The organism is Pseudomonas frederiksbergensis, assembly GCF_035751725.1.
Lineage (GTDB): Bacteria > Pseudomonadota > Gammaproteobacteria > Pseudomonadales > Pseudomonadaceae > Aquipseudomonas > Aquipseudomonas frederiksbergensis_A.
This window is the reverse complement of record NZ_CP142104.1, coordinates 3298335-3313567: the sequence shown is the minus strand read 5'-3', so window position 1 is coordinate 3313567 and position 15233 is coordinate 3298335. Positions and strand designations below refer to the sequence as shown.

Below are 15233 nucleotides of genomic sequence, written 5' to 3'. Positions count from 1 at the left end.
CCGGGAGCGGTTCGGTGTGGAATCAAGTCAGTGAGAGTGCCGCGGCTCTCCGCTGCGGGCGATCACCCTCAGGTGCAACGTCGCCGGTTCCAGGCAACCTCCGGTGGAGAGCTGCCCGACCAGTTGCCGGTAGAGTTCCTGCCAGGGGGTTTGCGAAGGCGGGATGTTCGGCGTCCACGCGAGGCGGCGTCGCTCCATCTCAGCCTCGTCCACCAGCAAGTTCACGGTGCGGGTGTTCAGGTCGACTTTCAGCCGGTCGTTGGTTTGCAGCAGCGCCAGGCCACCGCCGACGGCTGCTTCCGGGGACATGTTGAGGATCGATGGGCTCGCCGAGGTGCCGCTCTGGCGACCGTCGCCCAGGCAGGGCAGGGAGTCGATGCCGCGCTTGATCAGCGCCGCCGGTGGGGCCATGTTCACCACTTCGGCGCTGCCGGGATAGCCGACGGTGCCAGCGCCGCGAATCACCAGGATGCAGCGCTCATCGATGTCCAGCGCCGGGTCGTCGATGCGCGCGTGGTAGTCCTCCGGCCCTTCGAACACGATGGCCCGCGCTTCGAAGCTGTTCTCGGCACCGGGTTCCGACAGGTAGGTCTTGCGGAACGCTTCGCCCACCACCGACATCTTCATGATGGCGCTGTCGAAAAAGTTGCCGCTGAGCACGATGAAGCCGGCACGGTGCTTGAGTGGGGCTTCGAAAGGGTGGATGACGTCGGCGTCGCAGGTCAGGCTGCCGGTGACGATCTCGCCGATGGTCTTGCCACTGACCGTCGCACAGTGTTCGTGCAGGCGGCCAGCCTTTTGCAGTTCATGCATGACTGCCGGTACGCCGCCCGCGCGGTGGAAGCCTTCGCCGAGGTATTTGCCCGCCGGCATGCAGTTGACTAACAGCGGCACGTCCTCGCCGATTTGTTGCCAGTCGTCCAGGCTTAACTCGACGCCCATGTGCCGGGCGATGGCGATCAGGTGCGGCGGGCAGTTGCTCGATGCGCCGAGTGCCGAGGCGACAGCGATGGCGTTCTCGAACGCTTCACGCGTCATGATCTGCGAAGGGCGCACGTCCTGGCGGACCAATTCGCAGATGCGCTTGCCGGTGGCGTAGGCCATCTGCCCGCGCTCGCGATAGGGCGCCGGAATGCTTGCGCAACCCGGCAATGACATGCCCAGGGCCTCGGCCAATGCGTTCATCGACAGGGCAGTGCCCATGGTGTTGCAGTGGCCGACGGAGGGCGAGGCCGCCGTGGTCATTTCCATGAAGCCTTCGTAGTTGATTTCGCCAGCGGCCATCAGGTTGCGTGCGTGCCAGAGCACTGTGCCGGAGCCGATCAGCTCGCCCTTGTGACGGCCGTCGAGCATCGGCCCGCCGGACAGCACGATCGACGGCAGGTCGGTGGTCGCTGCCGCCATCAGGCAGGCGGGGGTGGTCTTGTCGCAACCAGTGGTGAGCACCACGCCGTCCAAGGGATAACCGTGGAGGATTTCCACCAGGCCCAGATAAGCCAGGTTACGGTCCAGCGCCGCGGTGGGGCGACGCGACTGTTCGGCTATGGGGTGGACCGGGAATTCCATGGGGATGCCGCCGGCATCACGGATTCCGGCCTTGACCCGTTGCGCCAGCTCCAGGTGATGGCGGTTGCAGGGCGTCAGGTCGCTGCCGGTCTGGGCGATGCCGATGATCGGCCGTCCCGATTGCAACTCTTCGCGGGTCATCCCATAGTTCATGTAGCGTTCGACATACAGCGCGGTCATGTCCGCGTGGGCCGGGTCGTTGAACCATTGCTCGCTGCGCAGGCGGCGTTTTGGCGTGTCACTCATGATTCATTTCTCTCTTGTAATTGGATGAATCGACGATCAGTCGGGCTCAGCGATCGAGCAGTCCCCGTGCGGCAAGATTGCGCAACAGGGCGCCAACGCCGAAGGTCCACGGCGCGGCCTCGCAGCTGTGGGTCACCTGGTTATGCAGGCTGCCCAACAACGGGCTGCTGATGCTGACCCGGTCACCCAGTTTATGGGTGAAACCGCTGCCGGCATGATCACGGTCCTCGGTGGGGGCGAACAGCGTACCGAGAAACAACAGGAAACCATCCGGGTATTGGTGGTTGGCATTGAGTGTCTGGCCCGCCAGGTCAAGCGGGTCGCGGCTGATCTGGCTCATGGAGCTGCAACCGTGCAGGCGATAGCCGTCTTCGCCTTGTACGTGCAGGTCAACCTCGCAGGCGCGCACGTCGTCCAGGCTGAAATGTTCATCGAACAGGCGAATGAACGGCCCGATGGCGCACGAGGCGTTGTTGTCCTTGGCCTTGCTCAGCAAGAGTGCGCTGCGGCCTTCGATATCCCGCAGGTTGACGTCGTTGCCCAGCGTGGCGCCGTGGATCTGGCCGCGGCTGTCCACCGCCAGCACCACTTCCGGTTCCGGGTTGTTCCATTGCGAGGCCGGATGGATGCCGATCTGGCTGCCGCTGCCCACGGCGGCCAGGACCGGCGCCTTGGTGAAGATTTCCGCATCCGGGCCAATGCCGACTTCCAGGTATTGCGACCACATGCCTTGTTCGATGAGATACGCCTTGAGGCGCATGGCTTGCTCGGACCCCGGCACGATCGAGCGCAGATTGTCGCCGATCACACCGTGGACCGTGGCGCGCACGGCGTCCGCCCGGGCCGCGTCGCCGCCGGCCTGTTCCTCGATCACTCGCTCGATCATGCTCGCGGCGAAGGTCACGCCGGCGGCCTTGATCACTTGCAGATCCAGCGGCGGCAGCAGGAACGGCTTGGACGGGTCGGCGTGGGGGCCGGTGTTGGCCAGCAACTCGTCGATGCTGGCGATGAAGGTGCCGGGTGTCTCTCTTGCTGCCGCCAAGGGCGAGGGGGTTTCCAACAGGTCGCTCAGGGTCGCGAAACGCTCCGAAAGATCGAATACGCCGTCACTGCGCAGCACGATCGGCGAAGGCCCGGCGATCCGCCCCGGGACCCAGGCGCGACCAATCAGCGTGCCGGCCACGCCATCGACCGGCAGGGTATTTTCGGGGGTAAGCAATAGCGACATGGACAGGCTTCCTGGTTCGTAAAGCCTTCACGCTAGGGCGCGTTGTCGATGAACTCCAATGAGATATATTCAGTATCTGATAACGCCTGGTTATTGCGCTGCCGAGGAACGTCCATGTCCGATCTCTCCTTTTCCAGCTTTTGCGGCTGGCTCAAATTTCGCCATCTGTTGCTGATCGACACCCTGGGACGCACGTGCAACATGCATTTGGCGGCCGAGCAGATGAATCTCAGCCAGCCGGCCGTGAGCAAGATGCTCAAGGAAATCGAAAGCCTGCTCGGCTTCGCCCTGTTCGAGCGCCGCCCGCGCAGCATGCCGCCCACAGCCCTGGGCGAGCACGTGCTGCGCTACGCGCAAATCGCCCTGAATGACGCACGTTCGTTTGTCGAGCAGATCAGCAGCCTGCGAGAGGGCGGCCACGGCTACCTCAAGGTCGGCGGTATCTTCGCCGCGACGGCCGTTGCGTTGCCCGAGGCGATCCTGCAGATCAAGCAGCGCTGGCCGTTGCTGTCCATCGAGGTAGTGGAGCAGACCAGCAATCATTTGATGAAGATGCTTGAAGAAAAGAAGCTCGACCTGGCCGTGGCGCGTTTCACCGATCAAAGCCAGCAGCAGCGCTACGACTTCCAACCCCTGGCCCCCGAACCGTTCTGCATCGTGGTCAATGATCGCCATCCGCTGGCAAATGCCGGGCCGACGTCCTTGCAGCAGCTCGTGGACCTGCCGTGGATTTTGTATCCGGTCGGCACGCCGATTCGCGCGCGCATGGAACTGGCCTTCGCCGAGGCCGGGGTGGGCATGCCGCGCAACACCATCGACACGATTTCGATGCAGACCTTTCTCCAGGTCCTGCAACGCGGCCCCATGATCGGCATGTTGCCCAATGCGATGGTCGACCCGCTGCTCGAAAGCGGCCAGCTCAAGACCCTCGATACACCTCTGCACCTGGTACCGCAGGACTACGGCATCCTCACCCGCAAGGATGAACCGTTGGTGGGCGCGGCGCTGGAGTTTGCCGAGATCCTCAAGGACAACGCCCGCCAAATAACCTGAAGAAGCAACCGAACCTGTGGCGAGGGGATGAATCCCCTCGCCTCGATGACTCACCCAGCCTTAAGTACTTTGATAACGAACCGTTATCAACTAATCCAAAAATGCCATTGGGAAAGAATCGCTTCCCGACAGTAGAGTCCTCGTTCAATCGCCGAATGACTCGCTCATTCGACGTGACCCAATAAAAACAATCAGGGGTTACTTCATGCAAACCATCTCCGAGCATTTGCCCGCCCAGGCGCAAGCCGGCGAACTCGATTTCGAGGACCGGACCTATCGCAAGGTGATCTGGCGAATCCTGCCGGTCCTGTTGTTGTGCTACATGGCGGCGTACCTCGACAGGGTGAACATCGGTTTCGCCAAGCTCGACATGCTCAACGAGTTGCAATTCAGCAACACCGTATACGCCCTGGGCGCCAGTATGTTTTTCTGGGGCTATTTCCTTTTCGAAGTCCCCAGCAACCTGTTGCTGCATCGTTTTGGCGCGCGGTTCTGGATCGCCCGGATCATGCTCAGTTGGGCGGTGATTTCCATGGCGGTGGCCTACACCGTGCCGCTGGCGGCGTTCTTCCACATCGAATCGAGCACGATGTTCTACGTGCTGCGTTTCCTGCTGGGGATCTGCGAAGCGGGCTTTTTTCCTGGCGTGATTCTTTACCTCAACTACTGGTTTCCGACCCACCGGCAGAGTCGGGTGATGTCCGGATTCCTGTTGGCCTTGCCGGTCAGCCTGACCCTCGGCGGGATCCTGTCCGGCTGGCTGATGAACAGTATGCAAGGCGTACAAGGCCTGTCCGGCTGGCAATGGATGCTGATCATCGAAGGCATTCCTTCGATCATCATGGCCTTCGTGGTGATCGTCTGCCTGGCCGACAACATCGACAAGGCCAAGTGGCTTTCGGCGGCGGAAAAAGCCATGCTCAAGGCCAACCTGCAAACCGACAACCAGGGCAAGGCTTCGCGCTTGAGCGAGGTGTTCTTCAACCCACGGGTGTGGTTGCTGGTGTTGATCCTGTTGACCTTCAACACCGGTTTCTATGGCCTGGCCTTCTGGATGCCGTCGATCATCAAGAGCACCGGCATCACCAACAGCCTGCACATTGGTTTGCTCACCGCCATTCCTTATTCGGTGGCGGTGGTGGCGATGCTGCTCAACGCCCGGCATTCCAATCGCACTGGCGAGCGACGCCTGCACGCGGCCATACCGGCCTTCATCGGTGGCGCCGGGCTGATCCTCAGTGCGTTCTTCGCCGATAACCTGGTGCTGTCGGTGCTGTTCCTCAGCGTCTCGGCCTCGGGGATCCTGAGCCTGATGCCGATCTTCTGGACCTTGCCCGGCACTGTGCTGTCGGGCGTCGCGGCCGCTGCCGGGATCGGCATGATCAACGCCATCGGCAACCTGTCGGGCTTCACCGGATCGATGATCACCGCTGTGGCCGAGACGCTCACGGGCAATATCAATAACGGTACGTACGTCTTGGCGCTGTGCCTGTTGGTCAGCGGCGGGTTGATCCTGGCCATCCCGGCCTCGATGCTCGGCCGGACGCCAAAAAGTGCGGCCCCGGCGACGCAATTGGAAACGGCATGAGCCTGCACAACAAACGGGTGCTGGTGACGGCGGCGGGCCAGGGCATAGGCCTTGCCAGCGCGGTGGCCTTCGCCCAGGCCGGCGCCGAGGTGTTCGCCAGTGACATCGACACACGCGCACTGGCGGGTATCGAAGGGGTGACTGCCATTACGCTAGACGTCACCTCGGCCAACGCCATCGAGGCGGTTCGAGATCGGGTCGGCGGGCTGGACGTGTTGTTCAATTGCGCCGGCTACGTGCACAGCGGCACCATTGTCGACTGCGACGAAGCGGCCTGGGCGCGCTCGATGGACCTGAACGTCACCGCCATGTACCGGATGATCCGCGCCTTCCTGCCGGGGATGTTGGCCCGTGGCGGCGGATCGATCATCAACATGTCGTCGGTGGCGTCCAGTGTCAAAGGCGTGCCCAATCGTTTCGCCTATGCTGCCAGCAAGGCGGCGGTGGTGGGGCTGACCAAATCCGTCGCCATCGATTTCGTCAGCCAGGGTATTCGCTGCAACGCGATCTGCCCCGGCACCGTGGATTCTCCATCGCTGCGCCAGCGCATTTCCGATCAGGCCGCGCAGCAAGGTGTCGATGAGCAACAGGTCTACCGACAGTTTCTCGACCGCCAGCCGATGGGGCGCATTGGTAACACGCAAGAGATCGCGCAATTGGCGGTGTACTTGGGCAGCGACGCGTCCGCCTACACCACGGGGGCGGTGCACGTAATCGATGGCGGCATGAGCCTTTGAGTTTTCACTTGAACAGGAGCACTTCATGAAACTGTTGCGTTACGGCGAAAAAGGCTCGGAAAAACCCGGCCTGCTGGATGACGACAATCAGGTCCGCGACCTGTCGGGCCACGTGCCGGATATCGCCGCAAACGTCCTGGCCCCGGAAAGCCTGGCGAAACTCGCCACCATCGACCCGCGCAGCCTGCCGGTCGTGGCCGGCCAGCCGCGGATCGGCCCGTGTGTCGGGCAGGTCGGCAAGTTCATCTGCATCGGCTTGAACTACGCCGACCATGCGGCCGAGTCGAACATGGAGGTGCCGAAGGAACCCATCATCTTCAACAAATGGACCAGCGCCATCTGCGGGCCGAATGACGATATCCAGATTCCCCGCGGCTCGCTCAAGACCGATTGGGAAGTCGAGCTGGGCGTGGTCATCGGCAAAGGCGGGCGCTACATCGACGAAGCGAACGCCCTGGAGCACGTCGCTGGTTACTGCGTCATCAACGATGTATCTGAGCGCGAATGGCAGCTTGAACGCGGCGGCACTTGGGATAAAGGCAAGGGCTTCGACACCTTCGGCCCCCTCGGTCCGTGGCTAGTGACCAAGGATGAAATCCCCGACCCGCATGCGCTGCACCTGTGGCTGGAAGTCGACGGGCATCGCTATCAGGACGGTAACACCCGGACGCTGATCTTCAGCGTGCCGCAACTGATCGCCTACCTGAGCCGCTGCATGAGCCTGCAACCGGGCGACGTCATTTCCACCGGCACGCCACCGGGCGTTGGGCTGGGCATCAAGCCCGACCCGGTGTTCCTGCGCCCGGGGCAGACCATGCGCCTTGGCATCGAAGGCTTGGGGGAGCAGCGTCAGGTGACCGTGCAGGCGGACTGATCACTGGTTTCGCTGGAGCTATCGTCGGATCGCCGCCCGGAGCAAGCTCGCGATAGCGGTAGTCCAGCGAAGATATCTGCACTGTCCTCGCCACGAAAAATCCTCGAAGATGCACGCCTGATTCGAGAGAACGATTCGACCCATGAGCGACGACGCCCACGCGCAGTTCTTCCGCTTCCAGACGCCTGATCCAGGCATCGGCCCACGCGAGCGATCACCGATGCTCCCAGAGGAATTGGCCAGGGCGCGCGAGCGTGCATCGATGCACCGCTTCAGCTGGGTCATGGTGCTGGCGGCGCCGGTGAGCGTTGGCCTGATGCTGCCAAGCCTGGCGTTCGTGATTGGCCTGGGCCTCGTCGAGAAATGGTTCGCCCCGGGGCTGGATATCGACCGGATCATCGAAGGATCCTGGGGCTGGCAGGCGCTGGTGACGGTGCTTTTCATCGCCGGTTGGGCATCGTCCAATTACCGGCGCGACTCACGGGACCCGACCAAGCGCTACTGGCAATCGATGCCGGATCGAGGGTTGGTCGAGCTCGAGCGTCATACGCTGACCTCCGGCATCAGCCTGTGGGCCAGTGATAATCCAGAGCACGACAGCCTCATGCTGTGGCAAAACGACAAGCTGGTGCGCGTACAAAGTTCCGGCGTGTCGCAGTGGATCCTGGCCATGACCACGGCCGGCCATTGGCTGGTGCTCATGGAGGAATTTCCCGGTGTCTTGCGCCATGGACAGGTCAGCCTAATGCCTGCGCCCGAACAGCGGATGAAGCCCCAACAGCAATTGGCAATTGCCTTTGCCCCAGGGACTCACGTGACGCTGGGCGAGCGTTTTGATGGTGCGCCTGTGCCGCTGACGGAGTCCTCGTACTGGATGACCGCCGACGAGTCCAGTCGCCTCGCCGAAGCATCCCATCGTTGGGGCTTTTTCCCGTCGGACCGTTACGCTGTGATCAACGACCGGGACGCCGATTGGGTGCAACGCCTGGTGGATAAAGCGCTGGCGGACAAGGCGCGGGGCTGCACCGGGCGACAGCCTGAGCGACCGGCCGTCACGGCTGAGCATCCGCCAACGTGACGCGGGTCTCTCGGGGCGCGAGGGCGCTGATGGCGGTTGCCGACAGGGCGAGCAACGCACCGACGGCCGCAAGCCCGATCCAACCATTCCGGTGGACGCCGTAGTTGCCCAAGGCCGCGCCAAGTGCACCACCGAGGAAATACGAACCCATGAACACCGTGTTCAATCGGCCGCGGGCCTCGGCGCGCAGGGTTTGGACGCGCGCCTGATTGGCAACCAGGCCGGCCCTGTTGCCGAGGTCCAACAGCACCATGCCGACAATCAGCCAGCCCAGGTTCTCTGCGCTTGCCGCGATGAAGACGAAACCCACCACCAACACTGTCGCACCGGCGATGGCAAGCGTTCGGGCGCCGAGGCGGTCGACTAACGTGCCGATGCGGAGCGATGTGACGATGCCCGGCACTGTCGCCAGGCCGAACAGGCCAATGGTGGTGGAGCCGAACGCATAGGGGGGCTGCGTCAGCAGCGCAGCCAGCGTCGCCCACAAGGCACTGAACGCGGCGAATACCAGGAAGCCGCTCGCGGCGCAGAAACGCAGCACAGGCTCCTCGCGCAGCAGGCTACCGAGGGAACGCATCAACGCGCCATAGCGGATCGAAGAAAGACGGGGTATGGCGGGCAGGTACCTCGCCACGATCAACAGCAACAGTCCATCGATAAGCGAGGCCATCAGAAATACCGATCGCCAACCGGTGTGCTCGCCCAGCAAACCACCGAAGGTACGCGCCAGCAGCAACCCGGTGGACAGTCCGCCCAGCAACGTTCCCACCACCCGACCGCGTTCCGTGGGCGCGGCCAGAGCCGACAGCGCGGGAATGATCAACTGCGCGGTAATCGCCGTCACCCCTACCGCGAAGCTGCCAACGCACAGCAGCGCGAAACTCGGCGCGGCGGCGCAGGCGAGCAGGGCGATGGCATTTGCCCCGATAGCCAGCAATGCCAACCGGCGCGGTTGTCGGCAGTCGGCGAGCGGCACGATGAGCAACAGGCCTGCGCCGTAGCCCAGTTGCGTCAGCGTGGCGATCAGGCCGGCTTGGGTCGAGGTCAGGCCGAACGACGCAGCCATCATTGGCAGCAGCGGTTGATGGTAGTAAATGGTCGACGCGGCCAGGGCGCAACACACTGCCATGACGCCGACCAGGCGAGCGGGGATCAGGTTCGGCGCGGGCATGGCGCGGTCCTTCAGTGCTGTTGCAAGGTCGAGATCAGCGTGCCGGTATCGACGATGCTGTGGGCGAATGTCGGCCCGTTCAGTTCGTGCGCCGCGTGCATCATTTCCGGGCTGAACGCGGCGGTTGCGTCGCGCACCAGCGTCACGTGATAACCGAGCTCCATGGCGAACCGCGCGGTGGACTCGATGCAAGTATTCGCCAGCAAACCCATGACAATCACATGGGTGATGCCTTGTTGCTTGAGCTGGAAATCGAGGTCGGTATTGGCGAACCCGCTCTGGCCCCAATGCTCTTGGACGATGATGTCGCCGTCCTGCGGCACGAAGTCCGGATGCCATTCGCCGCCCCAGGTGCCCTTGGCGAATGTGTGGCGTTGCTGGATCAGGCGTTGGGTCGGATTAGGGTGGTCCCAGTTGTCGTAGTCGCCAGGTTGCCAGCGGCGATGGGGCACATAGAACACCTGGATATCCTGTTGCCGAGCGGCCGCCACGCCGGCGCGCAGGTTGTCGAGCAGGTGAACGTCCTGGGCGACGTCTTTCAGCAGGGCAAAGAGCTTGCCGCCCTCGGACAGGAAGTCGTTATAGGGGTCCACCAGCAACAGGCCGGTTCGCGACGGGGAGTACACAGGCTGGGTCATTTTTGAGGCTCCAGTTCATTGAAAGGTGTCCTCAATACTAACTATGAAAATCATATAGTCAATATTTACGCCGTTTCCGAGGCGATTTAAGTGTTGGGCTGTCGTGTTACTATGAAAAAGATAGTGATTTCGAGAAAAACACATATGCAAGATGAAACGAGCGAAACGGTCTGCCCGGTGGCGCGTTCGGTGGGTGTGGTCGGCGATAAATGGACGATTCTGGTGTTGCGTGAGTTGTACATGGGCATGACGCGCTTCGAGGAGATCCAGATCCAGACCAGCGCTACGCCGCAGATGCTCACCTCGCGCCTCAAGGCGCTGGAAGCCGACGGCCTGGTGGAACGCCGTCCCTACCAGGAGAAGCCGTTGCGCTACGAATACCAACTGACGGCCAAGGGATGGGATTTCTACCCGGTGATCTACGCGCTGCGCGCCTGGGGCGAGAAATGGTGCAAGGACGAGGATGAAGGGCTGGCGATGCACTTTGTGCATCGCGCCTGTGGACATGACGTCGGGGTGGCGAGTGTTTGCCCGAACTGCGGTGTGCCGGTTGAACGCAAGGACTTGCAGCCGTCGATCAGCGAACGCTTCCTCGCCGAGCGCACGGCCCGTCGGGAAGCGTTCAAGGGCAAGTAGCGCCGCCAATCCTCAGTCGGATTTGCGCCGCGTGACGTGCTTCATCACCACCACGAAGAACACCGGGACAAACACCACCGCCAGGGTGGCGCTGATCATCCCGCCGATCACGCCCGTGCCAATGGCCTGCTGGCTCGCCGAGCTGGCGCCCGTGGCAATCGCCAGCGGAACCACGCCCAGGATGAACGCCAACGAGGTCATGATGATCGGCCGCAGGCGCAGGCGCGAGGCCTGGAGCGTGGCGTCGATCAGGTCGTGGCCTTCGTCGTACAGGCTCTTGGCGAACTCGATGATCAGGATGGCGTTTTTCGCCGACAAACCAATGATGGTGATCAGTCCGATCTTGAAGAACACATCATTGGGCATGCCGCGCAACGACACGGCCAGTACCGCACCGAGCACACCCAGTGGTACCACCAGCAGCACCGAGGTCGGGATCGACCAACTCTCGTACAGCGCCGCCAGGCACAGGAACACCACCAGTAGAGACAGGCCCAGCAGGATCGGCGCCTGGCTGCCGGACAAACGTTCCTGCAGGGACAACCCGGTCCATTCCTGGCCCAGGCCCGTCGGCCCTTGGGCCACCAGCCGCTCGATTTCGGCCATGGCTTGCCCGGTGCTGTAGCCCGGGGCCGGTTCGCCGGAGATGCTCACCGCCGGGTAGCCGTTGTAGCGGGTCAGTTGTGCCGGCCCTTGGGTCCAGCGGGCCTGGACGAAGGCCGACAGCGGCACCATTTTTCCACTGCTGTTGCGCACGTGGATCTTCAGCAGATCCTCCACCTGGCTGCGCTGGTCGCCTTCGGCCTGGACCACCACGCGCTGCATTCGCCCCTGGTTCGGGAAGTCGTTGATGTAGGCCGAGCCCACCGCCGTGGACAGCACACCGCCGACATCGGCGAAGGAAATGCCCAAGGCATTGGCCTGTTTACGATCCACTTCCAATTGCACCTGCGGCGCTTCCGCCAGGGCACTTTCGCGCACATTCATCAGCATCGGGCTCTTTTCAGCGGCGGCGAGCAATTCGCTGCGGGCCTGCATCAACGTGGCGTGGCCGAGGCCGCCGCGGTCCTGCAAGCGAAACTCGAAACCGCTGGAAGTGCCCAGGCCATCCACTGGCGGCGGCAGCACCGAGAACACCATGGCATCCTTGATCGCACCGAACGCCTGGTTGGCGCGATCGGCAATCGACGCCGCCGAATCATCGCCACCGCGTTGCGACCAATCCTTCAGCGTGGTGAACGCCAGTGCGGCGTTCTGCCCGCTGCCGGAAAAACTGAAACCGAGGATGACCGTGCTGTCGCCGACCCCCGGCTCACCGGCATTGTGGGCTTCGATCTGCTCCACCACCTGCACCGTCCGGTTTTTGCTCGCGCCCGGTGGCAGCTGGATGTCGGTGATGGTGTAGCCCTGGTCTTCCACCGGCAGGAACGAGGAGGGCAGGCGACTGAACAGCAGGCCCATGCCCACCAGCAGCACGCCGTAGATCAGCAGATAACGGCCGCTGCGTTTCAGCGCATAGGCCACCCATCCTTGATAGCGATCGCCGAATCGGTCGAAGCCACGGTTGAACCAGCCGAAGAAACCGCTTTTGCCGTGCTGATCACCTTGGACGACCGGTTTGAGCAAGGTCGCGCAAAGCGCCGGGGTCAAGGTCAGGGCGAGGAAGGCCGAGAACAAAATCGATGTCGCCATCGACAGCGAGAACTGTTGGTAAATCACCCCCACCGAGCCCTGCATGAACGCCATTGGAAGGAACACCGCCACCAACACCAGGGTAATGCCGATGATTGCGCCGGTGATCTGCTCCATGGCCTTGCGCGTGGCTTCTTTGGGGGACAAGCCTTCCTGGGCCATGATCCGCTCGACGTTTTCCACCACGACGATGGCGTCGTCCACCAGGATGCCGATGGCCAATACCATGCCGAACATGGTCAATACGTTGATGGAGAATCCCAGTGCGAGCATCGTCGCGAAGGTTCCCATCAGCGCCACCGGCACCACCAGCGTGGGGATCAGGGTGTAGCGGATGTTCTGCAGGAACAGGAACATCACCGCGAACACCAGCAGCATCGCCTCGCCTAGGGTGTAGACCACTTTGGTGATCGAGACTTTGACGAACGGCGACGTGTCGTAGGGAATCTTGTACTGCACGCCGGTCGGGAAGTAGCGCGACAGCTCATCCATCTTCGCCCGCACCAGGGTGGCGGTGTTCAGCGCATTGGCGCCCGGCGACAGTTGCACCGCCACGGCGGTGGACGGCTTGCCGTTCAGGCGCGTGGAGAACTGATATTCCTGGCTGCCGATTTCCACCCGCGCGACATCGGCGATGCGCACCGTCGAACCGTCGGGGTTGGCCTTGAGCACGATGTCGGCGAATTCCTGCGGCGTCGAGAGCTGGCCCTTGACGACGATGGTCGCGGTGATCTCCTGGCTACTGCGGCTCGGCAGATCGCCCAGGCTGCCCGCCGAGACCTGGGCGTTCTGCGCGACGATGGCGGCATTGACGTCCGCCGGGGTCAGGTTGAAGCCCACCAGCTTGCGAGGATCGATCCAGATCCGCATGGCCCGTTCGGCGCCGTACAACTGGGCCTTGCCAACGCCGTCCAGGCGCTTGATCTCGTTCATCACGTTGCGCGCCAGGTAGTCGCTGAGTGCCACATCGTCGAGCTTGCCGTCGCTGGAGGTGAGGGTAATCAGCAGCAGGAAGCCGGCGGAAACCTTGTCCACCTGTAAGCCCTGCTGGGTTACCGCTTGCGGCAGGCGCGACTCCACGGCCTTGAGGCGATTCTGCACATCGACCTGGGCCAATTCCGGATTTGTGCCCGGTTGGAATGTCGCGGTAATCGTGGCGCTGCCGAGGCTGCTCTGGGATTCGAAGTACAGCAGGTTATCGGCGCCGTTGAGTTCCTCTTCGATCAGGCTGACCACGCTCTCGTCGATGGTTTGCGCCGAAGCGCCCGGGTACACCGCGTAGATCTCGATTTGTGGTGGGGCCACGACCGGGTATTGCGCCACCGGCAGCTGTGGGATGGCCAGGATCCCGGCCAGCAGGATGAACAAGGCGACGACCCAGGCAAACACCGGACGGTCGATGAAAAAGTGCGGCATGGTTTAGTGTCCTGCCTGTGGCCTGGGAGCCTGGGCGAGAGGAAGAGGGGAGTCGTCGATCCGCACTTGATCGCCCGGGCGCGCGTGTTGCAGGCCTTCGACGACGATGCGGTCGCCCGGCTTCAAGCCTTCGGTGACGATCCAGCGATCGTTCTGCGCAGCGCCCAATTGCACGGGTTGCTGGCTGACCTTCTGCTCGGCATCCAGCAGCAACACCTGCGCGATGCCGGCGCTGTCGCGCAGGATCGCCCGTTGCGGCACGGTGATCCCTTGGCTGTTAACCGCTTGTTCGAGACGCACGCGGATGAAACTGCCGGGCAGCAGGTCCAGGTCCGGGTTGGGGAACTCGCTGCGCAGGGTGATCTGGCCGGTGCTCGGGTCGACGCTGAGGTCGGTGAACAGCAACTTGCCGGGCAGCGGATAAGGGCTGCCGTCGTCCTGGATCAAGGTGGCCTTGGCCTGGCCCTGGCCGACCGCTTGCAGTTGCCCTGCGCGAAAGGCGCGGCGCAGGTCGTTGAGTTCGCGGGTCGACTGCGTGAGGTCGGCGTGGATCGGGTCCAGTTGCTGGATCAGCGCCAACGGCGTGGATTCGTTCTGCCCCACCAGCGCACCTTCAGTCACCAGGGCACGACCGATGCGCCCGGAAATCGGCGCGGTCACCGTGGCATAGCCGAGGTTCAGTTTCGCCCGTTCCACCGCGGCCTTGCTGGCGGCGACGTCGGCGGCCGTCTGGCGTACGTTGGCCCGCGCGTTGTCGTAATCCTGGCCACTGATCGCTTTGTCGTCGATCAACTGGGCGTAGCGCCGGGCCTGCAAACGGGCCTGGAACGCATTGACCTCGGCCTTGCGCAACGCCGCCTCGGCACTGTCCAGGTCAGCCTTGAACGGCGCCGGATCGATGCGAAACAGCACCTGGCCCTGCTTGACGTCGCTGCCTTCACGATAGACCCGCTGCAAGACCACGCCGGCGACCCGGGCGCGGACTTCGGCCACCCGCGGCGCGGCGATCCGGCCGCTCAGCTCGTTGCTGATCGACAGGGGGCGGGCCTGGACGGTTTCGATACGCACGCTGGCCGGCGGGACGGATTCTTCCACTGTCGAGCTGTGATCACAGCCGCTGAGCAACAGCGCCCCGATCAACAAGCCCAGTGTAGCGACAGGAGTCTTGGACATGGTGCTTCCCCAATAATGAGCCGCCCATGGTAGGGATGGGGGTCAATGGCAGGGGTGAAGCTTTGTAGGCACTCTGTGAAATTGTGTAACCAGACAGGCCGCTGGATTCGAAAGCAACCGACCAACGCCTGTTGATG

The 15233-nt window shown here is 63.0% G+C and carries 12 protein-coding genes; 6 read left to right on the top strand and 6 right to left on the bottom strand.

Annotated features, from left to right (window positions below; all coding sequences use genetic code 11):
* Positions 1–27 precede the first annotated feature (27 nt).
* Entirely contained in the window at positions 28–1812 is a 1785-nt protein-coding gene (locus VQ575_RS14630) for an IlvD/Edd family dehydratase (protein WP_325917778.1), read from the bottom strand.
* A gap of 46 nt (positions 1813–1858) precedes the next feature.
* Positions 1859–3040, bottom strand: coding sequence for a fumarylacetoacetate hydrolase family protein (locus tag VQ575_RS14625; RefSeq protein WP_039589860.1), 1182 nt, complete (start codon positions 3038–3040; stop codon positions 1859–1861).
* 114 nt (positions 3041–3154) lie between these two features.
* Here VQ575_RS14625 and VQ575_RS14620 point away from each other — a divergent pair, with 114 nt between their 5' ends.
* The 5 genes from VQ575_RS14620 (at position 3155) to VQ575_RS14600 (ending at position 8370) form a co-directional block, all read left to right on the top strand.
* The gene (locus VQ575_RS14620; RefSeq protein ID WP_039589861.1) at positions 3155–4093 is read left to right on the top strand and encodes a LysR family transcriptional regulator; all 939 of its coding nucleotides are present in this window, start codon (positions 3155–3157) and stop codon (positions 4091–4093) included.
* Between the two features lie 205 nt (positions 4094–4298).
* On the top strand, positions 4299–5681 hold the full coding sequence (locus tag VQ575_RS14615) for an MFS transporter (RefSeq protein ID WP_039589862.1): 1383 nt from the start codon (positions 4299–4301) through the stop codon (positions 5679–5681).
* Positions 5678–6418, top strand: a complete 741-nt coding sequence (locus tag VQ575_RS14610; protein ID WP_325917776.1) for an SDR family oxidoreductase — start codon at positions 5678–5680, stop codon at positions 6416–6418. The genes VQ575_RS14615 and VQ575_RS14610 overlap by 4 nt, the downstream gene beginning before the upstream one ends.
* A gap of 25 nt (positions 6419–6443) precedes the next feature.
* Positions 6444–7292, top strand: a complete 849-nt coding sequence (locus VQ575_RS14605; RefSeq protein ID WP_039589864.1) for an ureidoglycolate lyase — start codon at positions 6444–6446, stop codon at positions 7290–7292.
* Between the two features lie 142 nt (positions 7293–7434).
* Complete coding sequence (locus VQ575_RS14600; RefSeq protein WP_325917775.1) at positions 7435–8370, top strand: hypothetical protein; 936 nt, start codon at positions 7435–7437, stop codon at positions 8368–8370.
* Here VQ575_RS14600 and VQ575_RS14595 read toward each other — a convergent pair.
* Positions 8345–9541, bottom strand: coding sequence for an MFS transporter (locus VQ575_RS14595; RefSeq protein ID WP_325917773.1), 1197 nt, complete (start codon positions 9539–9541; stop codon positions 8345–8347). The two genes, VQ575_RS14600 and VQ575_RS14595, sit on opposite strands and share 26 nt — an antisense overlap.
* Before the next feature lie 11 nt (positions 9542–9552).
* The gene (locus VQ575_RS14590; RefSeq protein WP_039589866.1) at positions 9553–10179 is read right to left on the bottom strand and encodes a cysteine hydrolase family protein; all 627 of its coding nucleotides are present in this window, start codon (positions 10177–10179) and stop codon (positions 9553–9555) included.
* 144 nt (positions 10180–10323) lie between these two features.
* On the opposite strand from VQ575_RS14590, the gene VQ575_RS14585 reads away from it, so the two are divergent.
* Positions 10324–10815: a winged helix-turn-helix transcriptional regulator gene (locus VQ575_RS14585; RefSeq protein ID WP_039589867.1), complete on the top strand. Its 492-nt coding sequence runs from the start codon at positions 10324–10326 to the stop codon at positions 10813–10815.
* Between the two features lie 12 nt (positions 10816–10827).
* Here the strand turns inward: VQ575_RS14585 and VQ575_RS14580 are convergent, their stop codons facing one another.
* Together VQ575_RS14580 and VQ575_RS14575 are read right to left on the bottom strand one after the other, a co-directional pair.
* Complete coding sequence (locus tag VQ575_RS14580; protein WP_325917770.1) at positions 10828–13923, bottom strand: efflux RND transporter permease subunit; 3096 nt, start codon at positions 13921–13923, stop codon at positions 10828–10830.
* Positions 13924–13926: 3 nt separating this feature from the next.
* Entirely contained in the window at positions 13927–15096 is a 1170-nt protein-coding gene (locus VQ575_RS14575; RefSeq protein ID WP_325917768.1) for an efflux RND transporter periplasmic adaptor subunit, read from the bottom strand.
* Positions 15097–15233: the final 137 nt, after the last annotated feature.